Source organism: Nocardia sp. NPDC055321 (assembly GCF_053645575.1).
The window spans coordinates 15,642-37,780 of record NZ_JBSHMS010000047.1; the positions used below are offsets into that span (position 1 = coordinate 15,642).

General features: G+C 68.6%; 22 protein-coding genes, 1 tRNA gene and 1 other RNA gene. 17 read left to right on the forward strand and 7 right to left on the reverse strand.

What is annotated here, in order from left to right:
* Nucleotides 1-192 precede the first annotated feature (192 nt).
* From ACWIGI_RS39665 to ACWIGI_RS39695, 7 genes are all read left to right on the forward strand, one after another.
* A complete protein-coding gene (locus ACWIGI_RS39665; protein ID WP_454208804.1) occupies nt 193-1,056 on the forward strand; it encodes a mechanosensitive ion channel family protein in 864 nt (287 codons plus the stop codon).
* Nucleotides 1,043-1,210 carry a hypothetical protein gene (locus ACWIGI_RS39670; protein WP_454208805.1) on the forward strand — a complete coding sequence of 56 codons (168 nt, stop codon included), beginning with the start codon at nt 1,043-1,045 and terminating at the stop codon, nt 1,208-1,210. Before ACWIGI_RS39665 ends, ACWIGI_RS39670 begins: the two co-directional genes overlap by 14 nt.
* Before the next feature lie 56 nt (nt 1,211-1,266).
* Entirely contained in the window at nt 1,267-1,956 is a 690-nt protein-coding gene (ftsE, locus tag ACWIGI_RS39675; RefSeq protein ID WP_354991224.1) for a cell division ATP-binding protein FtsE, read from the forward strand.
* Nucleotides 1,956-2,858, forward strand: a complete 903-nt coding sequence (ftsX, locus tag ACWIGI_RS39680) for a permease-like cell division protein FtsX (RefSeq protein WP_454208806.1) — start codon at nt 1,956-1,958, stop codon at nt 2,856-2,858. Before ftsE ends, ftsX begins: the two co-directional genes overlap by 1 nt.
* Before the next feature lie 242 nt (nt 2,859-3,100).
* Nucleotides 3,101-5,146 (forward strand): DNA helicase RecQ, encoded by a 2,046-nt coding sequence (recQ, locus tag ACWIGI_RS39685; RefSeq protein ID WP_454208831.1) that lies wholly within the window; start codon nt 3,101-3,103, stop codon nt 5,144-5,146.
* A gap of 204 nt (nt 5,147-5,350) precedes the next feature.
* Nucleotides 5,351-5,710 (forward strand): hypothetical protein, encoded by a 360-nt coding sequence (locus tag ACWIGI_RS39690; protein WP_454208807.1) that lies wholly within the window; start codon nt 5,351-5,353, stop codon nt 5,708-5,710.
* Between the two features lie 152 nt (nt 5,711-5,862).
* Nucleotides 5,863-5,935: transfer RNA gene (locus ACWIGI_RS39695), tRNA-Glu, on the forward strand.
* An 82-nt stretch (nt 5,936-6,017) separates the two neighbouring features.
* Here the strand turns inward: ACWIGI_RS39695 and ACWIGI_RS39700 are convergent.
* Together ACWIGI_RS39700 and ACWIGI_RS39705 are read right to left on the reverse strand one after the other, a co-directional pair.
* Complete coding sequence (locus ACWIGI_RS39700) at nt 6,018-6,515, reverse strand: hypothetical protein (protein ID WP_454208809.1); 498 nt, start codon at nt 6,513-6,515, stop codon at nt 6,018-6,020.
* Between the two features lie 72 nt (nt 6,516-6,587).
* Complete coding sequence (locus tag ACWIGI_RS39705; RefSeq protein WP_454208810.1) at nt 6,588-7,088, reverse strand: hypothetical protein; 501 nt, start codon at nt 7,086-7,088, stop codon at nt 6,588-6,590.
* A gap of 252 nt (nt 7,089-7,340) precedes the next feature.
* Here ACWIGI_RS39705 and smpB point away from each other — a divergent pair, with 252 nt between their 5' ends.
* The 3 genes from smpB to ACWIGI_RS39720 all read left to right on the forward strand — a co-directional run bounded on the left by smpB (nt 7,341) and on the right by ACWIGI_RS39720 (nt 8,915).
* Nucleotides 7,341-7,817 carry an SsrA-binding protein SmpB gene (smpB, locus tag ACWIGI_RS39710; protein ID WP_354985538.1) on the forward strand — a complete coding sequence of 159 codons (477 nt, stop codon included), beginning with the start codon at nt 7,341-7,343 and terminating at the stop codon, nt 7,815-7,817.
* A 135-nt stretch (nt 7,818-7,952) separates the two neighbouring features.
* Nucleotides 7,953-8,324: a transfer-messenger RNA gene (ssrA, locus tag ACWIGI_RS39715) on the forward strand.
* A gap of 90 nt (nt 8,325-8,414) precedes the next feature.
* Nucleotides 8,415-8,915, forward strand: coding sequence for an NUDIX hydrolase (locus ACWIGI_RS39720; RefSeq protein ID WP_454208812.1), 501 nt, complete (start codon nt 8,415-8,417; stop codon nt 8,913-8,915).
* A gap of 112 nt (nt 8,916-9,027) precedes the next feature.
* On the opposite strand, the gene ACWIGI_RS39725 is transcribed toward ACWIGI_RS39720, so the two are convergent.
* Together ACWIGI_RS39725 and ACWIGI_RS39730 are read right to left on the reverse strand one after the other, a co-directional pair.
* Entirely contained in the window at nt 9,028-9,462 is a 435-nt protein-coding gene (locus tag ACWIGI_RS39725; RefSeq protein WP_454208813.1) for a hypothetical protein, read from the reverse strand.
* Between the two features lie 234 nt (nt 9,463-9,696).
* Nucleotides 9,697-10,380, reverse strand: a complete 684-nt coding sequence (locus ACWIGI_RS39730; RefSeq protein WP_454208814.1) for a DUF899 domain-containing protein — start codon at nt 10,378-10,380, stop codon at nt 9,697-9,699.
* 168 nt (nt 10,381-10,548) lie between these two features.
* On the opposite strand from ACWIGI_RS39730, the gene ACWIGI_RS39735 reads away from it, so the two are divergent.
* Both ACWIGI_RS39735 and ACWIGI_RS39740 read left to right on the forward strand, forming a co-directional pair.
* Nucleotides 10,549-11,859 carry a class I SAM-dependent methyltransferase gene (locus ACWIGI_RS39735; RefSeq protein WP_454208815.1) on the forward strand — a complete coding sequence of 437 codons (1,311 nt, stop codon included), beginning with the start codon at nt 10,549-10,551 and terminating at the stop codon, nt 11,857-11,859.
* Nucleotides 11,860-11,905: 46 nt separating this feature from the next.
* Nucleotides 11,906-12,865: a DNA polymerase domain-containing protein gene (locus ACWIGI_RS39740; RefSeq protein WP_454208816.1), complete on the forward strand. Its 960-nt coding sequence runs from the start codon at nt 11,906-11,908 to the stop codon at nt 12,863-12,865.
* Between the two features lie 222 nt (nt 12,866-13,087).
* Here the strand turns inward: ACWIGI_RS39740 and ACWIGI_RS39745 are convergent, their stop codons facing one another.
* Entirely contained in the window at nt 13,088-13,300 is a 213-nt protein-coding gene (locus tag ACWIGI_RS39745) for a DUF5302 domain-containing protein (protein WP_454208817.1), read from the reverse strand.
* Between the two features lie 183 nt (nt 13,301-13,483).
* Between ACWIGI_RS39745 and ACWIGI_RS39750 the strand changes: the two genes are divergently transcribed.
* Nucleotides 13,484-14,377, forward strand: a complete 894-nt coding sequence (locus ACWIGI_RS39750) for a bile acid:sodium symporter family protein (RefSeq protein ID WP_454208818.1) — start codon at nt 13,484-13,486, stop codon at nt 14,375-14,377.
* Nucleotides 14,378-14,414: 37 nt separating this feature from the next.
* Here ACWIGI_RS39750 and ACWIGI_RS39755 read toward each other — a convergent pair whose 3' ends face one another.
* Nucleotides 14,415-14,831 (reverse strand): nuclear transport factor 2 family protein, encoded by a 417-nt coding sequence (locus ACWIGI_RS39755; protein WP_454208819.1) that lies wholly within the window; start codon nt 14,829-14,831, stop codon nt 14,415-14,417.
* A 215-nt stretch (nt 14,832-15,046) separates the two neighbouring features.
* On the opposite strand from ACWIGI_RS39755, the gene ACWIGI_RS39760 reads away from it, so the two are divergent.
* From ACWIGI_RS39760 to ACWIGI_RS39775, 4 genes are all read left to right on the forward strand, one after another.
* Complete coding sequence (locus ACWIGI_RS39760; protein WP_454208820.1) at nt 15,047-16,375, forward strand: MFS transporter; 1,329 nt, start codon at nt 15,047-15,049, stop codon at nt 16,373-16,375.
* 118 nt (nt 16,376-16,493) lie between these two features.
* Complete coding sequence (locus ACWIGI_RS39765; protein WP_454208821.1) at nt 16,494-17,159, forward strand: VC0807 family protein; 666 nt, start codon at nt 16,494-16,496, stop codon at nt 17,157-17,159.
* Between the two features lie 138 nt (nt 17,160-17,297).
* Nucleotides 17,298-17,789 carry a VOC family protein gene (locus ACWIGI_RS39770; protein WP_454208822.1) on the forward strand — a complete coding sequence of 164 codons (492 nt, stop codon included), beginning with the start codon at nt 17,298-17,300 and terminating at the stop codon, nt 17,787-17,789.
* Entirely contained in the window at nt 17,786-19,243 is a 1,458-nt protein-coding gene (locus ACWIGI_RS39775) for an FAD-binding protein (protein WP_454208823.1), read from the forward strand. The genes ACWIGI_RS39770 and ACWIGI_RS39775 overlap by 4 nt, the downstream gene beginning before the upstream one ends.
* A 231-nt stretch (nt 19,244-19,474) precedes the next feature.
* Here the strand turns inward: ACWIGI_RS39775 and ACWIGI_RS39780 are convergent, their stop codons facing one another.
* Nucleotides 19,475-22,126, reverse strand: coding sequence for a DUF4132 domain-containing protein (locus tag ACWIGI_RS39780; RefSeq protein WP_454208824.1), 2,652 nt, complete (start codon nt 22,124-22,126; stop codon nt 19,475-19,477).
* Nucleotides 22,127-22,139 lie beyond the last annotated feature (13 nt).

A 22,139-nucleotide genomic window follows, 5' to 3' on the forward strand; every position in this document is an offset into this window, starting at 1 on the left:
GGGCCGTGTGTGCCGCGGACCCGCCCGGGCACGGCGGTGACAGTCGGTACTGTGGTGCCTCGGGTGTGTTTGCCGCACTTCGGTGTTCGCGGCTCACCCGGTGCCGAACGCGCACCGAGCGCCGGAGCCTGCCGGGCCGCGCGGGACGCGAACGGCCCGAGCGTGACGGAGGCAAGACAGTACGGAGGCAGTATGAGCAGTGCGTCGATTCTCGCCGCGGGAACCGGGTCGGATCTGGGTAACTGGTTCCGGTCCAGCGGGCTCGAGATCGTGCTGCTGATCGTCGGCGCGATGTTGTTCGCGCGCGCGGTGACCTTCGTGCGCGACCGCATCACCCGCAAGATCGACGCCTCGTTCCGCAGCAGCGATTCGCTGGTGCGCACCGAGGCGGCCAAGCACAGACACGCGCTGGCCCAGGTGCTCACCTGGGTGGTGCTGTCCCTGGTCTACTTCCTGGTCGCGCTGGAAGTGTTGCAGCGCTTGGGATTCCAACTGGGTGGTTTGGTGGCCCCGGCCGCGGTGATCGGCGCGGCGCTGGGTTTCGGCGCCCAGCGCATCGTGCAGGACCTGCTCGCCGGATTCTTCCTGATCACCGAAAGGCAATACGGTTTCGGCGATGTCGTGCGCATCGCGGTGACTGGATCCGCGGTCGACGCCGAGGGTACGGTCGAGGACGTCACGCTGCGGATCACGACCTTGCGCAGCGCGGACGGCGAAGTGATCACGGTACCGAACGGTCAGATCGTGAAAGTGACCAATTTGTCGAAGGATTGGGCTCGTGCGGCCATCGACGTCCCCGTGCCCGCCACCGCCGACATCAACAAGGTCAACGAGATCCTGCGGGAGGTCGGCGCCAAGGCGTTCGCCGATCGCAAGCTGAAGACCCTGCTGCTCGACGAGCCGAGCGTCATGGGTGTCGAAGATCTCACCGTCGACCAGATGAACATCAAGATGGTTGCCCGGACACTGCCGGGCAAACAGTTCGAAGTGGGGCGCGAGCTGCGGGTGCGGGTGGCCGCGGCGCTCCGCCGGGAGGGTTTGAGTGAAAACACGTAAGTCCACGGCGATCCTGATCACGGTCTGGCTCGCGACGTTCGTGCTCTACATGTTCGTCAAGCCGGAAAGACCTGCGAACCCGGGCTATACGCCGATCGTGAACACCATGCTCAGCAACTATCTACCGGACGCTCCGGCTACCACGCCGCGCTGACCCGCCCGCGCGCGGTGTGGCCGAGCGGCGCGACCGCCTGGCTACACTGGCCAATCGTGATAGCGCTGCGCAACGTCACCAAGACCTACAAGACCTCGACGCGACCCGCCCTGGACAATGTCACGGTCGACATCGACAAGGGTGAATTCGTCTTCGTCATCGGACCCTCCGGTTCGGGCAAGTCGACGTTCATGCGGCTGCTGCTCAAGGAGGAGAAGCCCACCGCGGGCGAGGTCTGGGTCTCGGACTTCCGAGTGGACAAACTGCCCGGCCGCAAGGTGCCCAAACTGCGCCAGCGCATGGGCTGCGTCTTCCAGGACTTCCGGCTGCTGCAGCAGAAGACGGTCGAGCAGAACGTGGCCTTCGCGCTGGAGGTGATCGGCAAACCCGCGGCATTCATCTCGCGGGCGGTGCCCGAGGCCCTCGACCTGGTGGGTCTGGCGGGTAAGGCCGATCGGCTGCCCGGTGAGCTCTCCGGCGGCGAGCAGCAGCGCGCCGCCCTGGCCCGCGCCTTCGTGAACCGGCCGCTGGTGCTGCTGGCGGACGAACCGACCGGCAACCTCGACCCCGAGACCAGTCAGGACATCATGGCGTTGCTGGAACGGGTGAATCGCACCGGGACAACGGTGGTCATGGCCACCCACGACAACACCATCGTCGACGCCATGCGGCGCCGGGTGATCGAACTCGATCGCGGCCGCCTGGTCCGCGACGACGAGACCGGCGTCTACGGGGTGGGGCGGTAATGCGCGCGGGATTCCTGTTCGGCGAGATCTTCACGGGCCTGCGCCGCAACATCACCATGACCATCGCGATGATCCTGACCACCGCGGTCTCGCTGACCATGCTCGGCGGCGGTCTGCTGACGGTGCGGCTGGCGGACAAGATCCAGGACTACTACGTCCAGCGCGTGGCCATCCGGCTGTACCTCGACGATTCGGCCTCGCGGGATCTGGACTGCACGCAGGACCCCTGCAAGTCGATCATGATGGATCTGGAGCAGAACCAGTACGTCGCGAGCGTGCAGTACGTGAACAGCCAGGAGGCGGTCAAGGAGGTCAAGGAGTCGACCTTCAAGGATCAGCCGGGGCTCGCCGACGAGGTCAGCAAGGACGGCCTGCCCGGCTCGTTCCGGGTCAAGCTGAACGATGTCACCCAGTACCGCACCATCTACGACGACTTCCACGATCGGCCCGGGGTCATGACGGTGCTCAACGACGTCGACATCGTGGACCGGCTGGTGGGCTTCTTCACCGGGATCCGCAACACCGCCTTCGGCCTCGCGGCCCTGCAGGCGCTCGCCGCGCTGCTGCTGATCGCGAACATGGTGCAGGTGGCGGCGCTGGCGCGCAAGACCGAGGTCAACATCATGCGACTGGTCGGCGCGACGCGGTGGTACACGCAATTGCCCTTCCTGCTCGAGGCGGTGCTGGCAGCGCTCGTCGGGTCGCTGCTCGCGGTGGCCGGGCTGTTCGTCGCGCAACCGCTCGTGATCAACAAGGCGCTGGGGTCGCTGGCCGACGACGACGTGCTGCCACCGATCTCGAGCGAGGACATCGCGACGGTGGCGATGATCATCACGCCGGTGGGTGTCGGATTCGCGGCGCTGGCGGCGTACGCGGCGCTGCGGTACTACGTGCGCGAATGAGTTGCCGCACCCGGGCCCGTCTTTCGTGGATTCGCATCGTGCGAGGCGGGCCGGGGTATTCGGTGTGATCCCGCACGCAACGGTCCGTGCCGGGCCGGGTGCGCGGGGGTGCGAAGTTGCCAAGGGAGTATTGCGCGTCGGAGGCTGTCCGTAGGATTGCTGCCGTGAGTGCACCGGAGGTCGAAACCGTCGTCGGCAGTGAGTCTCTCGAGGACGCCGGAAGTGTTGCGGCGCACCAGGTTCTGCGGAAGACATTCGGCTACGACAGTTTTCGCGGACCGCAGCGGGCAATCGTCGAACAGGTGATTTCCGGCGGCGACGCCCTGGTGCTCATGCCCACCGGCGGCGGCAAGTCGCTCTGCTATCAGATCCCGGCTCTGGTGCGCCCGGGCGTGGGCGTGGTGGTCTCACCGCTCATCGCCCTCATGCAGGACCAGGTCGACGCGCTGAACGCGGTCGGGGTGCGGGCCGGCTTCCTCAACTCCACCCAGTTCCCCGACGAACGGCGCACGGTCGAGGCGCAATTCGTGGCCGGCGAGCTGGATCTGCTCTACCTCGCCCCCGAACGGCTGCGCCTCGAGTCCACCGCGCAACTGCTCGACCGCGGCAAGATCTCGCTGTTCGCCATCGATGAGGCGCACTGTGTGTCCCAGTGGGGCCACGACTTCCGGCCCGACTACCTGGCGCTGTCGATGCTGCACGAGCGCTGGCCCGACGTGCCGCGCATCGCGCTCACCGCCACCGCCACCGAGGCGACCCGCAAGGAAATCGCCCAGCGGCTGGACCTGACCGGCGCCAAACACTTCGTCGACAGCTTCGACCGGCCGAACATCCAGTACCGCATCGAGGCCAAGAACCGGCCCGAACAGCAGTTGCTGTCGTTCATCCAGGGCGAGCACGCCGGCGACGCGGGCATCGTCTACTGCCTCTCGCGCAACTCGGTGGAGAAGACCGCCGCGTTCCTGAGCGCCAACGGCGTGCCCGCGGTCCCGTATCACGCGGGCCTCGACAACCGGGTGCGGGCGACCAACCAGTCGCGCTTCCTGCGCGAGGACGGGCTGGTGGTCTGCGCCACCATCGCTTTCGGCATGGGCATCGACAAGCCCGACGTGCGCTTCGTCGCGCACCTGGATCTGCCGAAGTCGGTGGAGGGGTACTACCAGGAGACCGGCCGCGCGGGCCGCGACGGCCAGCCGTCGACGGCCTGGATGGTCTACGGCCTCAGTGACGTTGTGCAGCAGCGCAAGATGATCGACTCCTCCGAGGGCGACGCCGCCCATCGCCGGCAGCTACAGCTGCACCTGGACGCCATGCTGGCGCTGTGCGAAACGGTGCAGTGCCGGCGCACCCAGCTGCTGGCCTACTTCGGGCAGGCGGGCAAGGCGTGCGGCAATTGCGACACCTGCCTCAACGCGCCCGAGGCGTGGGACGGCACCGTGCCCGCGCAGAAGGTGCTCTCCACGGTGCTGCGGCTCAAGCGCGAACGCGGGCAGAGCTTCGGCGCCGGGCACATCGTCGACATCCTGATCGGCAAGCGCAATCCCAAGGTCGAGCAGCACGCGCACCACGAACTCAAGGTGTTCGGCATCGGCGCGGACCTGCGGGATATCGAGTGGCGCGGCGCGATTCGCCAGCTGCTCGCGCAAGGGCTGCTCGCCGTACACGGCGACTATGGGGTGCTGACGCTCACCGAGGCCAGTAACGACGTGCTGTTCAACGGCCGCCAGGTCATGCTGCGCCGCGAGCCCGAACGCACGAAGACCGCGCGAGCCTCCAAGTCCGCCAAGGCGGCCAAGGCCACCGCTGATCTCGCGCCCGGTGACGCGGGACTGTTCGAGAGCCTGCGGGCCTGGCGCGCGGCCACCGCCAAGGAACAGGGCGTGCCCGCGTACGTCGTGTTCCACGACGCGACGCTGCGGGAGATCGCGGCCCGCAAGCCCGCCACCCTGGCCGATCTGGGCGCGATCGCCGGCATCGGTGAGAACAAGCGCGCCAAGTACGGCGAGGGGGTGCTCGAGGTGGTGACGGGTGCGGCCCCGAGCCAGGCCGGCACGCTGCTCGAGGGGAGTCCCGAGCCCGTTCGCGAGGCTCCGCCCGCGCGCCCGGCAGCTGCCCGTCCGGCGGCGGCTCGCGCGTCGGCGCCGCGCTCGGCTCCGCCCGCGCGGGAATCGGCCGCCGCGGCAAGGCAACCCGCGCGCTCGGCGCCGTCCGCCCCGGACTTCGACGACGTGCCCTGGCCGGACGAGGAACCGGGGTTCTTCGACGAGCTGCCGCCCGACTACGAGTAGGCGGGGTGGGGGATGCTCGACGCGGGGGCGGTCGGTCCGGGGCAGGCGGACCGGTGTGGCACGGATCGATCGGTGTGGCGCGGGTTTTCGGGGTCGGTTCGTCATCGTGTCGAACCACGCCTTCGTACCCGGCGTATCGAACGGTTAGACAGCAGAACCACTTCCGAGCTCCACCCGACGACGAGTGATTGTGAGTATTCGACCGTGGTGAAAATCGATGTGCTGTTCACACGCAGGCCCGAGCGGTGGGGGTTACGCGGCGACCCCCGGCTGTGGGAAGCGTTGCACGAAAAGCTCGGTAGCCGCTCGATCCCCGACGGTGAGTACGACCTGCGCCGCGTCCTCGAGGAATCCATCGCCGAGATCATCGGCACCGAACTGCCGCTGTCCGTTCCGGCAACCGATGCCGCGCACTTCCCCGTCGAGCGCTTCCGCATCGGCAGCGGCATGAGCGACGGAGTCGTCTCGCTGCACTGGTGGCGCTACACCGGGATCCCGATGCTGACCGATCGCGCGGCCGGGGTGCGCGCGGGCGAGTACGTGGTCCCGATCCGCCGGAAGTGATCGTCGCGGACGGTCGAGAACGATCTTTTCCGGCCGTCCCGGCAACACCCTTTCGACGGTGCGAACCCCCCGCTTGCTGCGGATTTGGTAGCTGAGCCCCGGCAGGATAAGCTTTCGGAGCTGCCGCGGTCCACGGATCGCGGGAAGTCCAAGGTCCCGTCGTCTAGCGGCCTAGGACGCCGCCCTCTCAAGGCGGTAGCGCGGGTTCAAATCCCGTCGGGACTACTTCGAAAGGCCCCCAACCGGTTTCGGTTGGGGGCCTTTCTCATGTGCAACGCATTGCCCGACACCGCGGGCCTCGCGAAATCTAGGAGCCGGTGCCGCCGGAGCCGGAGCTGCCGCCGGAACCGCCGCTGCTGTCGCATCCGATGGTCGTGGCGGGCTTCGGTGTGCTGCCGGCCGGCGCTTCGAGGACGTTCACGGTGAACGAATCGGATCGGACGCCGTAGGTCCCGTACGACTTCGCGGTCACGGTGTGAGATCCGGCGGTGGTGGGAGTCCACCGGATTCTGAGCGGACTGTTGAGCATCGTGGATCCGAATCCCGCGCTGACGGTAGTGCTGTAGATGCATTTCCCGTTGTCGGTGACGACGTATTTCTCGCCGATGAAGGCCGCGTCGCTGTCGCTGTCCAGCCCCATGTCGATGCGATACGTGGTTCCCGCCACCACGGGCTCGTCCGGTGCCACCAGCACGCCGACGCCGGCTGACGCCTGGGGTGCGGCGATGGCCACCGTGGTCGAGATCGCGGCCAATGCCGTTACGCTCCAGCCGATGCGGCGGCGAACTGTGCTGTTTGTGCTCATATCTATCCTTGGTTCGTGCGTGCGACGCGAGATCGGCGACTGTGGGAGTCACCGGCGCGGTGATGGGAAATCTCAGGAGCCCGAGCTGCCGGAGCCGGAGCTGCCACCGAAACTGCCGCTGCCGTCGCATCCGATGGTGGTGGCGGGCTTGGGTGTGCTGCCCGCGGGCGCCTCGGCGACGTTCACGGTGAACGAATCGGATCGGACGCCGTAGGTCCCGTACGACTTCGCGGTTACCGTGTGAGAACCGGCGGTGGTGGGAGTCCACGAGATCGAGATCGGGTTGAAAGCCAAGGCGGTCGATCCGAATCCCCAGCTGACGGTGACGCTGTAGATGCATTTCCCGTTGTCGGTGACGATGTACTTCTCGCCGATGAAGGCCGCGTCGCTGTCGCCGTCGATCCACATGTCGACGCGATGCGTGGTTCCCGCCACCACGGGTTCGGTTGGTGCCACCAGCGCGCCGACGCCGGCTGACGCCTGGGGCGCGGCGATGGCCACCGTGGTCGAGATCGCGGCCAATGCCGTTACGCCCCAGCCGATTCGGCGAGCCGGGCCGCTGTTTGCACTCATCCATCGCTCCTTGTTCCGTGGCCCCGGTCGGCGGGGTCGAGGAACGGTAACGTCCGGGGTGAGTGAAAGGTCTTGGTTTCGGAAAACTGTCGTGCCAGCAATTCCTGGGGCATGGCGGGCTTGCTGTTCGGCCCGCTACCTGCTGGTTTACCGGTCACGGGCGGGTCCGGCGGCGGTAGGGCCGGTCGGGTTCCGGGGCGGTCGCGCACGCGCGGAATAAACGGCTGGCGCGGCTGATTATTGTTGGTCGTTATGAAGGAAAAGGGGCGCAAGGTCATCGCCACGAACCGCAAGGCGCGGCACAACTACGCGATCATCGACACCTATGAGGCCGGGATCGCGCTGGTCGGCACCGAGGTGAAGAGCCTGCGCGAGGGTAAGGCGTCGCTGGTCGACGCCTACGCCAGCATCGATGACGGCGAGGTGTGGCTGCGTGGCCTGCACGTGCCCGAGTTCTCGCACGGCTCGTGGACCAACCACGCGCCGCGACGCACCCGCAAACTGCTGCTGCATCGCCGCGAGATCGACAAGCTGCTCGGCAAGACCAAGGAATCGAGCCTGACGCTGGTTCCGCTGTCCATGTACTTCTCCGACGGCAAGGTCAAGGTCGAGCTGGCGCTGGCCAAGGGTAAGCAGGACTACGACAAGCGTCAGGATCTGGCCAAGCGGGACGCCGAACGCGAGGTCGTCCGCGAGGTCGGGCGCCGGATCAAGGGGATGCGCGGCTGAACGTTCCCCCGGGAACGCCCAGGTGAGAAACCCCCGCGTGACGCGCGGATAATGGGATGATCCGCTGTTTCGGCGGTGTTAGTATGACTGAGCCCGGTGCGAGCCGGGAGTTCACTCGAATCGGTGAACACAGACGGGGCTGAACGGTTTCGACTGCGTACGTTGATTCAGGGGAAGCGTGTCAGTGCAGGCAGGAGACCACTGTATAAGCGTCGCTGCAACCCTATAAGCGCCGATTCCAATCAGCGCGACTACGCTCTCGCTGCCTAAGTAGCGAAGCGTGTCTGTCAGCCCGGGTTCGCCCTCGACCCGGTCACTGGCATCAGCTAGAGGGCTTACCGTTCGGCTCGGTCGCGGAGTCGAACGGAACATCAAACAGCGACTGGGATCGTCATCTCGGCTTGTTCGCATGACTGAGAGATCCGAGTAGAGACGAAGCGAACTGCACACGGAGAAGCCCTGGTGACACGGCGGAGGACCCGGGTTCGATTCCCGGCAGCTCCACTGACACGAAGGCCCGGTCCATCAGGACCGGGCCTTCGTCGTTTCGTGCCAAGGATGCGCGGCGTCCGTCCGCCGCGGCGGTGGTTCCGAATCATGGGTATGGGGAGCGATGCGGGCAGGACCTATATGTGCCGGGACATCGGGGGTGACGCGCACCTGATACCGGAGGGGGAACTGGTGCAGCGGACATCGGTGTACCTCGTCGCCGTGCGGGATGACGGGGTTTTGCTGGTGCGGGACGGGTATGCGGGGCAGGGGTTGTGGGACCTGCCGGGGGGTGGGTTGGAAGAGGGGGAGGACTATCTGGACGCGCTCGACCGGGAACTGGGGGAGGAGACCGGGCTGCGGCTCGAGGGGGAGCCGGTGTACCTGGGTGAGTTCATCGAGTACTTCTACGATCTGCGGTCCGGGGCGGGGTGGGAAGCCACGCGGCGCTACTACGCCGGTGAGGTGGAAGGCACGATGGCGGTCGGGGGGAACGGCACGGACGTCACCGCCTGCGAGTTCGTCGCGCTGCCGCCGGACGCGTCGGAGACGGGAGCGGTGGCGCGGAAGATGATTCAGCTGGCGTTGGAGCGCGTGCTGGAACGGTGATCGGCCGGGGCCAGTCGCGGACGGTCGCCCGGGGATGCCGCCTGTGCGCTGAATGATGAAGGCTCGGTGCACCTTCGAAGCCCGGTGCCCATCGACACCGGGCCGGCCCGGATCAGGGCAGGTTTGCTTCCAGCTCCGCGCGGAGGCTGCCGGGCTTGGGGCCGTCGCAGCCGGTGCGGGGGTTGGGGAGCAGAGGCGGGGTGCCGCCGAGGGCGGGGGCTACGTAGACCGTCTGGGAGACGGTGCGGCCGTTCATCGTCGCGGTGATCGTGTGGGGGCCGGGGGTGGTGGGGGTCCAGCCGACCCAGAGGTTGTCGGGTTGCTGCTTGTTCGAGGAGCCGTAGGCGGGGCGGCCGGGGACCCAGCGGCCGACGAAGCACTCGCCGTTGTCGGTGAACACGATCTGGTGGCCGGTCGGCTCCACGTCCGTGTGGTACCCGATCGTGTATGCCGTTCCCACCGTGAAGGATTGGGTGGGCGACAGCTCGATGTCGAGGGCGGACGCCGGCGCGGCGGTGAGCGCCGTCAAGGCCGAGGCAAATGCCAAAGAAGTTGTGCCCCAAACAATTCGACGTGCCGTACCGCTGCGTGTTCCCATCCCCGGACTCCTCTATCCCGGACCCCTGACGAGGGGGTCGAGGAACGCTAACTTCCAGCGGCCGGGAAGGGAATAGCTACGCGGGTGTGTGGCTGCCCGCAATTATCGGGGCGCGGATATCAAGGACCACGGAATTCAAGGGCCGATGCCGAACTCACCGGCCCGCGAGAACCGTTGTGAGGGTTAGGCGTTGCCGTAGGCGGCGGCCACATCCTCGGACCCGACCCAGCGGCTGTAGGTGGGGGACTGGGGCCAGCCGGCGGGGGAATCCTGCCACTCCTCCTGGCGGCCGTAGGGGAGCAGGTCTATCAGGGCGAAGGTGTGGGTCAGTTGCTCGGTGCCGCGGCCGTTGGTGTGCCAGGTCCGGTAGACGGTGTCGCCCGAGCGCAGGAAGACGTTCACGGCGAAACCTTCACCGGGGGGCGCGCCGACGTCGGTGCCGAAGGGGCTGTTCGCGGTCGAGTACCAGGTCATCTTGTTGCCCACGCGCTGCTTGTAGGCCAGGGCCTCCTCGATCGGGCCCTGGGTCACGATCACGAAGCGCGCGTCGTAGTTGTCGAGGAACTCGAGGCGGGTGAACTGCGAGGTGAAACCGGTGCAGCCGGGGCACTGCCACTCCTGGCCCGGCGACCACATGTGGTTGTAAACGATCAGCTGGGACTTGCCCTCGAACACGTCGGCCAGGCGCACCGGGCCCTGCTCGCCGTCGAGCGTGTAGTCGGGCAGTTCGACCATCGGCAGCCGTCGGCGCTGCGCCGCGATGGCGTCGAGTTCGCGGGTCGCGGCCTTCTCGCGTTTGCGCAGGGCGTCGAGTTCGTGCCGCCAGGTATCGGCGTCGGTGATGGGCGGCAGTGCTGTCGGGCTCATGGGGTCCTCCCTTGACCGTGGACGCAGAGTGCGTGCTGAAGATGTAGACCCGGTTCGCGCCGCGAATTCATCGGTGCGGAACGATCGAATTCCCGCGCCGCCCGCCCTCGCCCCGACACTGCGGCGCGGATCCCCGACGAGACGGGACGATAGGGGCAAAGTGGATGCATGGGCGGTGACGCGACAGTCGCGGAGACATTCGGACCCCTGCTGCGCCTGGCCTTCGGACCGACCCCGCCCCTGGACTTCGAGTTCTGGGACGGCAGCCGCGTGCGCGCCGCCGGCCCGGCCCCCGGAACCCTGCGGATCCGGTCCAGGGACGCGCTGAGCCGCATGGTCTGGGCCCCGGGCGAATTGGGTCTGGGCCGGGCCTTCGTCGCCGGCGATGTCGATCTCGACGGTGACCTGTTCGCCATGCTGCGCGCGCTGCAGAACGCGGTACCCGGCAGCGCCCGCCTGGGCGTGTCCGGCGCCTGGCGGGCCGTCGGCGCGGCCGCCCGGCTCGGCGCGCTCGGCCGCAGGCCGGAACCACCGCCCGAGGAGGCGCGCCCACGCCGCGGCCCGCGCCACACCAGGGACCGGGACGCGGCCGCGATCAGCCACCACTACGACGTAGGCAACGACTTCTACGACCTGGTCCTCGGCCCGAGCATGACCTACTCGTGTGCCCGATTCACCGCACCCCACGACGACGGCGCCGGTCCCGCCGATCCCGCCGTCGGCCTGGCCGACGCGCAGCGCGCCAAACACGACCTCATCTGCCGCAAACTCGGCCTGACCGCCCGCCCCGGGATGCGCCTGCTCGACGTCGGCTGCGGCTGGGGCTCGATGGCCATCCACGCGGCCGCCACCTACGGCGCGCAGGTCGTCGGGGTCACCATCAGCCGCGAACAGGCCGACCTCGCCCGCCGCCGCGTCGCCGCCGCGAACCTGTCGGCGAACGTCGAGATCCGCCTCGTGGACTACCGCGACCTCGGCGGCGAACAGTTCGACGCCATCTCCTCGATCGGCATGTTCGAACACGTCGGCTCCGAGCACACCGCCGAATACTTCGACACCCTGCGCGCCGCCCTGCGCCCCCGCGGCCGCCTGCTCAACCACGCGATCTCGGCTCGCGGCGGATCCCGGATCCCGCCGCGCTCGTTCATCGGCCGCTACGTCTTTCCCGACGGCGAACTCCGCGACGTCGGCGATGTCGTATCGGCCATGGAGCGAGCCGGATTCGAGGTCCGCGACGTGGAATCGCTGCGCGAGCACTACGCCCTGACCCTGCGGGCCTGGGTCGCCAACCTGGAGAACGACTGGCCCGCCGCCGTCGCCCTGGTCGGCGAGGGCCGCGCCCGCGTCTGGCGCGTCTACATGGCCGCCTCCGCGCTGGGCTTCGAGGACGGCGGCCTGGGCCTGCACCAGGTCCTGGGCGTCGTCCCCGGCGACGACGGCGCCTCGGGCATGCCGGGCACCCGCCGGGCGTGGGGATAGCGCGATGACGGTTGACGCGAATGGCGAAGGGGCGCATGGTGGGCCGATGGGCGACGGGGTTCGGGACGGGCTGAAGTTCAGCAGTTTGGGTGATCCGCTGTTCGACGGAGCGGAGGCGACCAAGGGCGATCTCATCGACTACCTGGAGGCGGTGGGGGAGCGGCTGGTGCCGTCGCTGCGCGACCGGCCGCTGTCGGTGGTGCGGGTGCGGCCGGGTCAGGAGCCGTTCATGCAGAAGAACCTGCCGAAGTACACGCCCGAGTGGATGCGGCGGGTGACCCTGTGGGCGGGCAGCTCCAAACGCGAGGTCACCTACGCGCTCTGCGACGACGTGCGGACGCTGCTGTGGTTCGGTAACCAGCGCGCGGTGGAGTACCACGTCACGCTCCTGCTCGCCGAGCAGCTGCACGACTATTCCGGCGGGCCTACGCATCTCGTCCTCGATATCGACCCCGCGCCGGAACAGCCGTTCACGCAGGCTGTCGCCGCGGCGGAACTGATCCGGCGAGCACTGGCGGCCGACGGGCTCGCGGGCGCGGTGAAAACCAGTGGCTCCAAGGGCGTTCACATCTTCGTCCCGGTCGCGGACGTCGGGCTGGAGGACGCCGCGGCGGCCACCCGCGCCATCGCGGCCCGCGCCGAGCGCCTCGATCCGGCGCTGGCGACCACGGCCTTCATCCGGGAAGACCGGGGCGGCAAGGTCTTTCTCGACTCCACCCGGGCGGGCGGGGCCACGGTGGTCGCCGCGTACAGCCCTCGAATCCGGCCCGGCGCGACGGTCTCGTTCCCGGTGCGCTGGGCGGACCTGCCCGATGTGCACCCGCGCGACTTCACGATTCGCACGGCGGTGAAGCAGCTCGGCGACCGCGATCCCTGGGCCGAGGACATGCCCGCGCCCCAGTCGCTGCCCGCGGATCTCATCGCGGAGGGGCACACCATCCCGGTGGCCCGGGTGCAGGCCATGCACGAGGGCAAACGCCGGGCCCGCGCCCGCCGCGACGACTGAGCCCTGACGACACCGACATTCGAGGCAGAGATACCTGGGCAGAGCGGCAGCTGCACCCGAGCCGCACGCCAGCGAACTCCGTGTTCCATCGCGTGGAGCGGGGCGCCGGTGGCGTGATTACTGAAAGTTGGGAGTCGCGACGCCCGGCCCGAGGCAGCCACAGCTGATCGAACGGCAGCGGCCCCCGGCAGCAGTGCTGCCGGGGGCCGCGTCTTCCCGGTTCTACCCGCCCGCGCGCCGGCGGAAGGTGCGTTTGCCGCCCGCCTGCGCGTGGGCGCCGTGCACCTTGCCGGTGTTCTTGCCGGCCCCACCCGCCGCCGCGTTCGTTCCGTTCTTGCGCTCGAGGGCTTCCCGGAACTTCCGCTTGGTCGCCTCCTGCGGCGACTCCTGCACCGCGTCCGCGGAATTCGCTTGGACTTCTTGTTCATCGGCCATGGGCCCAGCCTTCCACCTTCGAGCCTCCGCGCGGCACTCGATTACCGAGCGCAACTCCGATTAGGGCGATTTGTCCGGATATGCTGCGACCCGGGTCACTCTCGAGCTACCCTCCATCCAATTTGAGACGAGTCGGTCTCAGATGTGGGTCCGGCGGACCCGGCTCGATGATTGAGGAACACCATGAACTCACCGTTCGTCTCCGTGGGACTGCCACTCGCCCTGGCCGCGATCATGTTCGGACTCGGGCTCTCGCTCACGGCCGAGGACTTCACCCGGATCGCCCGCACGCCGAAGACCGTCGCGGTGGCGCTGGCCTGCCAGTTGCTGATTCTGCCCGCGGTGGCCTTCGGGCTGGTGCTGCTCTTCGATCTGACGCCGATCCTCGCGGTCGGCATGATGCTGCTCGCGGCCTCCCCGGGCGGGACGACGGCGAACCTGTTCAGCCACCTGTTCCGCGGCGACGTCGCGCTCAATGTCTCACTGACCGCGGTCAATTCGATCATCGCCGTCGTCACCGTCCCGCTGGTCACCAATTTCGCCATCGGCTACTTCGACCCGAGCGACGGATCCGGCACGCTCGGACTGCAATTCGGCAAGGCGGTCCAGGTCTTCGCCATCGTGCTCATCCCGGTCGTGCTCGGCATGGTGGTTCGCAAGTACGCGGTCGGGTTCGCCGATCGCATGGATCGCCCGGTGCGGATCGGCTCGGCGCTGGTGCTCACCATCGTGGTCGCGGGCACCATCGCCGCCGAACGAGCCAACCTCGGCGACTACTTCGTGCAGGTCGGGGCCATCGTCGTGCTGTTCTGCGTCATCAGCCTCACCGCCGGCTACTTCATCCCGCGCTGGCTGGGCGTCGACTTCCGTCAGGCCATCGCCTGCTCGATGGAGGTCGGCGTGCACAACAGCACCATCGCCATCACGATCGCCATCAGCGTGCTGGACAGCACCGAGATGGCGGTTCCCGCGGCGGTGTACGGCGTCCTGATGTTCCCGCTGGCCGCGGGTGTCGGCTGGCTGCTGACCCGGCAGCGCGGCGCCGAACCGGCCCTCGCGCAGCCGGTCGCGGACTGAGCGTCCGGGACCGTTCGCCGGGGTCGGTGAATTCCGCCTAGGCCCCGGCGGTTTCGCGCAGAATCTGCTCGGTCGCCTCCTGCTGGATGCGCTCGAACTGCGCGCCCATGGCGGCGGCCAGCGCCTGCGCACCCGAGAGCGGGCGCACCATGACCATGAATTCGACGATCTTGCCGTGCTCGTCGAAGGTCAGGAAGTCGCATCCGGTGACGGCCTTGCCGTCGACCTTGGTCTCGAACAGCAGCGCGTGGTCGCGGCCGTTCTCGTTGGCGATCTCCCGGACGTAGTGGAAGTCCTCGAACACGCGCAGCACCCCGCGCAGGATGGCGGCGGTGATGGCCTTGCCCGGGTAGGGCTTGAAGGCGACGGGGCTGATGAACACCACGTCATCGGCGAGCAGGGCCTCGATGGCCTCGGCGTCGCGGGCCTCGACGGCCTGTCGGAAGGTAGTCACCGAACACCTCGCATATGCAACTCGTTGAATAGACGTTGGGGACCCTACCCGTCCGCGCGCTGGAACGCCATGCCCGCTCCCCGGCTGCGCGGATCCAGGAAAGTCCGCATCGGCGGCGTGTCGGCCGCGTCGGGCACCCGGCGTCGCGGGTACGTTCGCCAACGCTTGCTTGTTATTAGCTAACCGAGGTGTTCGAGGCGTCCGCGAGGAGAGCTATGACAACCGTCATCGACGATGCCCCCTTCACCGGATTCCACAAACGGCTCGCCATCGCGTGTTCGGGCGGACCGCTGCTGGACGGCTACATCCTGAGCATCGTCGGCACCGCGCTCATCGGCATGACCCCCGAACTCGACCTGAGCACCGCCGACATCTCGCTGATCGGCGCCGCCGCCCTGGTCGGAATGTTCGTCGGGGGCGCGCTTTTCGGCGTGCTGACCGACAAGATCGGCCGCGAGGTCATGTACACCGCCGACCTGGTCGTCATGGCGGCCTGTTCGATCGCGTCCTTCTGGGCCGAATCCATCTGGCTCATCGTCATTCTGCGGTTCGTGCTCGGCATGGCGGTCGCCGCCGACTATCCGATCGCCACATCATTGCTGGGAGAGTGGTTGCCGCTCAAGCAGCGCGGCAAACTGCTCGGCTTCCAGATCGTGGCCTGGTACGCCGGATCGGTCCTGGCCTACGTGGTCGGCTACCTCTGCCTGACCTTCATCGGCGACGGCAGTTGGCGCTGGCAGCTCGCCAGCGGCGCGGTGCTGTGCGCGTTCTTCCTGATCATCCGGCAGAGCACCGCCCCGGAATCGCCGCGCTGGCTGGCCCAGCACGGTAAGCCGGAGAAGGCAGCCCGCATGATCGAGAAGTACCTGCACGTCGAGGTCGATCCGGCGGATCTGATCGAGGGTGATGTGTCCCTGGAGGAGCACGGCTCGATTCGCGCCCTGCTGCACACGAAATACCGCAAGCGCCTGGCTTTCTGCTGCGGCTTCTTCGTCTGCCAGGTCACCGTGCTGTTCGCCATGCTGACCTTCGGACCGCAGATCCTGACCTCCTTCGGCATGCCCGAGGGCACCTGGATGGACACCCTGGGCACCGCGATCATCAGCATGGTCTTCCTCATCGGCTGTCTGCCCGCCATGCGCCTGATCGACACCATCGGCCGCCGCCCGGTCATCGTGTGGTGCTTCGGGCTCATGGTGCTGCCGGTGCTGTTCATAGGCCTCTGGCCGGGCATGCCCGCCATGCTCGCGTTCCTCATGCTGTGCCTGTACGCCTTCTTCTGCGGCGGCCCGAACGTGCTGGACTGGACCTATCCGAACGAGCTGTTCCCCACGCACATTCGAGCCACCGCGGTCGGGGTGACCACCTCGGTCAGCCGGATCGGCGCGGCGCTGGGCACCTTCCTGCTGCCGTGGTCGCTGGACAATCTGGGGATGGGGCCGACGTTCCTGTACGCGGCCGGTATCACCGTCATCGGCTTCCTCATCTGCCTGTGGGGCGCGCCGGAAACCAAGGGCCGCAGCCTCGAATCGGCGGCGTCCTAGCCGCGCCGCCCATGACGACTGTCATGGGCGGACCGTGATGGTTGGCAGGTCCGCCGGGGTTTCGCCGTCCGTAGCGTCATTTCTCGTAGCGCACAGTCGAATACGAGGAGTGCCAGCCATGACCACCACCGCGCCCGCCGTGACCGCCGTGACCGCCCCGCAGGGCAAGACCGACCGCCCGTCGCTCGTGAGCATGCTCGCGCCCATCGCCCGCGACATCGCGATTCCGGTCGCCGCCTACTACGCGCTGCACGCGCTGGGGTACTCGGATCTGATCGCCCTGCTGGGCGGGGCCCTGTGCTCCGCGGCCATCGTGGGGTTCGAGGCGGTTCGGGCGCGCAAGATCGATCTGTTCGCGGGAATCGTGCTCGGCGGCTTCCTGGTCGGACTGGCCGGCGCGCTGGTGAGCGGGGACGCGCGCATGGTGATCGTGCGGGAATCCTTCGGAACCGTGGTGGTCGGCGCGGCCTTCCTGATCAGCGCGCTGATCGGCAAGCCGCTGACCTACGCCGCCGCGCGCAAGGCGTTCTCCGCCTCGCCGCACCTGCCCGTCATGGAGGAGGCGTACCGCACCGATCCGGCGGTGCGACGGCTGCATTCGACCCTGGCCCTGGCCTGGGGCATCGCCCTGGTGAGCGAGTCGGCGCTGCGGATCGTGCTGGCCTACCGGCTGCCGGTGAGCACCATGGCATGGCTGTCCAGCGTGCTGATGGTCGGTGTCATGAGCATCATGGGCGTCGTGTCGTTCCTGGTGATCAAGCGGATCAAGAAGGCCGCGAACTAGCGCGCGCCGCGCGGCGGCCCGGCTCCCCTCGGGGACCGGGCCCGCGTCGTGTCCGGGGCCGGGCGAGTTGTGAGTTTGCCGACTGCGCATTTAAGCGGTTGTGATTAACTGCCCTGAGGATCGGTGAATGGAGCACGGATGACGGTGGCGCGCGGGCCGATCACCCAGATCGCATGGGTGGTTCCCGATATCGAGCGGAGCGAGAGCTTCCTGGGCGCGGTCCTGGGCGCGCGCAAGTGGGTGCGGATGCCCGAGGTGCACTTCGGCCCCGAGAACTGCAGCTACCGCGGCCAGCCGGCGGACTTCACCGCGCACATCGCGCTGGCCTACAACGGCGACACCCAGCTCGAATTGATCCAGCCGGTGCGCGGCGACTCCATCTACACCGAGTTCCTGAACGCCTCCGGGCCCGGACTGCACCACATCTGCGTGGAGCCCGAGGACTTCGACCAGACACTGAAAGACGCCGCGGCCCAGGGCCTGGACATCGTCCAGCGCGGTGACATGGCGGGGCAGATGCGCTTCGCCTACCTGGACGGTGCGGCGGCCGGAGTGCCCTTCATCGAGGTGGCCGAGGTCGGCGAGAATATGCGGAAGTTCTTCGAACAGATCAAGAGGGAAGCACAGTGAGCGCACGGCCGGTCAATATTGTTGCGGCGGAGACGATTACCGAATGGTCCGCCGAGGTCGACGTGCTCGTCGCCGGATTCGGCATCGCCGGGGGCTGCGCCGCGGTGGAAGCCGCGAGCCGCGGCGCGCGGGTGCTGCTGCTCGAGCGCGCGGCCGTCGCCGGCGGTACCACCGCCCTCGCCGGTGGCCACTTCTATCTCGGCGGCGGCACCCCCGTCCAGCAGGCCACCGGGCACGCGGACTCGGCCGAGGAGATGTACAAGTACCTCACTTCGGTTGCGCGCGAACCCGAACCGGAGAAGATCCGCGCCTACTGTGACGGCAGCGTCGAGCACTTCACCTGGCTCGAGAGCCTGGGCTTCGAATTCGAGCGCAGTTACTACCCGGAGAAGGCGGTCATCCAGCCCGGCACCGAAGGGTTGATGTACACCGGCAACGAGAAGGTCTTCCCGTACCGCGAGCAGGCCGTGCCCGCCCCGCGCGGGCACAAGGTGCCGGTCCCCGGCGACACCCAGGGCGCGGCACTGGTGATCGACCTGCTCGTCAAGCGGGCGGCCGCGCTCGCGGTGGAGGTCTGGTACGAGACCGGCGTGACCGATCTGATCGCCGAACCGGACGGCACCATCGTCGGCGTGGCGTGGCGCCGCCCCGGGGAAACCGGTGCGGTGCGGGCGAAGTCGGTGGTACTGGCCACCGGAGGCTTCGTCATGAACGCCGACATGGTCGCGGAGAACGTGCCGTGGCTGGCCGAGAAGCCGTTCGTGCTCGGCACCACCTATGACGACGGCATCGGCCTGCGCCTGGGTCTGGCGGCGGGTGGTGCGGCGCGAAACATGAAGCAGGCCTTCGTGACCGCGCCGGTCTACCCGCCCGCGATGCTGCTCACCGGCCTGGTGGTCAATCGCGACGGGCAGCGCTTCGTCGCCGAGGACTCCTACCACGCCCGGACCTCGGCGTTCGTGCTCGAACAGCCGGACGCCACCGCGTATCTGATCGTCGACTCCGAGCACATGGAACGGCCCATGTTCCCGCTCGCCCCGTTCATCGACGGCTGGGAGACGGTCGAGGAAATGGCGACCGCGCTCGGAATCCCCTACGAGGCACTGCGAACCACGCTCGACCGCTACAACGAGCACGCCGCGCGGGGCGAGGACCCGGACTTCGGCAAGTCCCCGGAGTTCCTGGCGGCACAGGACACGGGCCCGTGGGCGGCGTTCGACCTGACCCTGGGCAAAGCGCTGTACGCGGGCTTCACCCTGGGCGGGCTGTACACCTCCGCCGACGGAGAAGTACTGCGCGAGAACGGTTCCCCGATCCCCGGCCTGTACGCCGCGGGCGCGGCCGCAGCGACCCTGGCTCAGGACGGCAAGGGCTATTCCAGCGGGACCCAGCTCGGCGCGGGGTCGTTCTTCGGCCGCCGCGCCGGCGCTCACGCGGCGGGTCGTTCGAGCTGACGTGGTGGTTCGTCGGTCGTTGCACCGGCGTCACGTGGCCAGCTGCTCCAGTTGGTGTAGCGGTCCGGCCATCGCGAGGCTCATGCCAGCGGCTGCTCGAACCGACGCGGCGTTTGGTCGTGTCGACTCTGCCATGGCCAGTCGCTCCCCGCTGGTGTGAAGGTTCGGCCGCCGCGAAACCGGTGCCGCCGGTTCGTCCAGCCGAGGTGACGCTTCGACCGCCGCCGGCGCTCACGCGGCCAGCCGCTCCAGCTGACGGAGCAACTCGGAGGCGGTGACCGGGTCGAAGGCGCCGAACGTGCCGCCGGTAAGCCGCACCGAGGTCAACCGCTGTTCCTCGGCCTCGTAGCTGTATCCGCCCTGGATTCCCGGGGACAGGGCGACCCGCACCACGCGGAACGTGCCGAACTTGCGGTAGATCCCGTCGTGCGAGACCACCCAGCCGTATTTGCGCAGCCCGTAGACGCGGCCGGTGGCGATCCGCCGATCCGCGAACCGGTCGAGGGTCTCCCCGGCGGCCTCCTCGGGGGTGAAGCCGTACACGCCGCGTTCGAGTTGCTCGAAGGGCTGGAGCAGTTCGTAGTCCCGGAACTGTTCGCGCCAGCGGGGCAGCGACTCGCCCAGGTGCAGCGGGTGCGCGATGCCGACCAGGGCGTCCTCGGCGAGCGCGTACGGCTCGTCGTCCACGTCGGCGAGACTGCGGTCCTGGTCGACGCGGAACGCGCCGGTCACCGCGCCCGCGTCGTCGAAGCTCGCCCACACCAGGCGGCGCGCGAGGTGACCGAGCACCGGATGATCGAGGATGAGGGAGCGGAAAGCGGTTGCCCGCCAGCGCCGTCCGTCGAGCATCGCGGATTCGAAGCGCCGAATCTGTTCGGCGGTCGCGGTTTTCAGCTCCTCGCTGAACTCCCGGAAGGATCGGTAGGCGGCGGGGGCCAGCTCGGGATCGTCGGTGGCGGCGGGCCGGGGCAGGGTCCGCAGCGGTTGGCCGTCGAGCATGATCCGCGGCCGCAGTTCATGATCCAGCGATACGGTGAACCGGCGGGAACCGTAGTCCAGCGTGCGGGTGCCCGCGGCCAGGCCGAGCTGGGGTACCACCCGGTCGGCCAGCTCCTGCTCGCTCAGGCCCAGCGTGGCCGAGAGCGCCTCGACCTTCTCCGACGCCCTGGTCCGCACACTCTCGTGGCGGCTGCGCTCGGCGATGCCGTGCAACTGGGTCAGCGCGACATCGCCGCCGATCGTGGCGATGACCTCGACCGCCTCGACGGCGCGGGCGCTGCCGGACTTGCTCGGCCAGGTAGCGATGAACGGGACCAACCTGCGAATGGTGTCGTCCGTGCCGACCAGGGCCAGGGCGCGCAGCACCCACCCGCTCTTGCTCGGATACGCGGCCAGGTGCCAGGCGTCGAAGATCGCCCAGGCGAACTCGGCGGCCGAGACCGGATCCACGGCCGCGATCACCTCGAGCGCCTCCGGCCGATCACCGTCGGGACCCCAGGCCAGCAGCCAGGTGACCCAGCGGACGACCGCGGCCGCGGGCAGCGCGGTGTCGGCCCCGCGCAGGCGCACCTGCGGAAGCAGTTGGGGCGCGAGCCATTTCGGTAGCTTGGGCGCCCGTTTCGGCGCGGGTGCGGTGAGGACGGCCGGCAGGTCCGCGGGGTCGGCCTCCGGTCGCCGCTGCGTGTTCTCGAGCAGCGGGATCGCCCGCTCGTCAGCGTGATCCGCGACCAGCTCGGGATGATCGACCGCGTGCAGGCGCAGTGCGCGGACCGCCGCCGGGGACGGGGACTCGACAGCGTGCCGGGACAGCAGGCGCATCGCCCGGCGCGGATAGCGTGCCGTCGCGCTGTTCAGCGCGGCCAGAACCGCTTTGTGGTCCATGCGATCCAGCAGGGCCTGATACGCGGTGTCGAAGGGTATTTCGGCGAGCAGACCCGCCAGCGCCTTCACCTCGGAGGCGACACGGCCCACGCCACTCGCGAATTCGGCCACGATCAGCGGAACGGCGTCCGGGCCCACCTGGGTCAGCAGGTTGTAGAACACCGAGTAGTCGCCGTAGGTCAACGGCCGGGTGATCTCGCTGTATCGCGCGAACTGCTCCCGGGTGGTCAGGGCGCTCGCCAGCCGGGACACCGGGTAGTGGCCCGGCAGGGTCGCGGACAACCCTGCGAGATCCTCGTCGACCCAATCCCGCTGTGTCGGAATCAGATACGACGTCGCCAGTCGCGTCCACACCGCGCCGGGATCCGCGCGCAGCGCCGCGAGTCGCCGAACCGCCGTCTCGTAGTCGGCCTCGCTGGCCGCCGCGAGATCCCCGCGTACCCGGCGTGCCATGTCGCCGTGATTGGTGTAGCCGAAATCGGACGCGGGCAGCACCGTCACCTCGATGCACCACTCGCCGTCCGGCTGCCGATTGCGATCGGCGCGGAACCGCCGTCGCCACACCGCGGCTTCGGCGGCGAACGCGACACCGTGCGAGTGCACCCAGCTGTCGGCGAACAGGTCCGCGATCTCGTCCCGGTCGTGGTCGTAGTGCGCGAACGGCGCCGTGCCGCAGCAGGACCACAGATCGACGGCGACCAGCGCTCGAACGACCGCCGCGCCGAGGGGTTCCGCCGCCGTCGCGGGCGCGTCCAGGTAGGTCCGGGCGGCCGCGGCGATCTCCTCGAACCCGTTCGCGCGCAGGTGCGCCAGGCTCGCCGCGATGCTCGGCCGGAAGCGGTCGAGCAGCCGGTCCAGTGCCTCGGTGACACCGGGATCTATTGCCCGCGAACGCGACTCCCCGTGCCCGCGCAGTGGTTCGGCCCGCGTCCACCAGTGCGCGGGCACGGTCCAGAGATCTTCGTCGCTCGTCATCTCGCCCTGTCGCGCGGTCCCCGCCATACCCGAATGATGC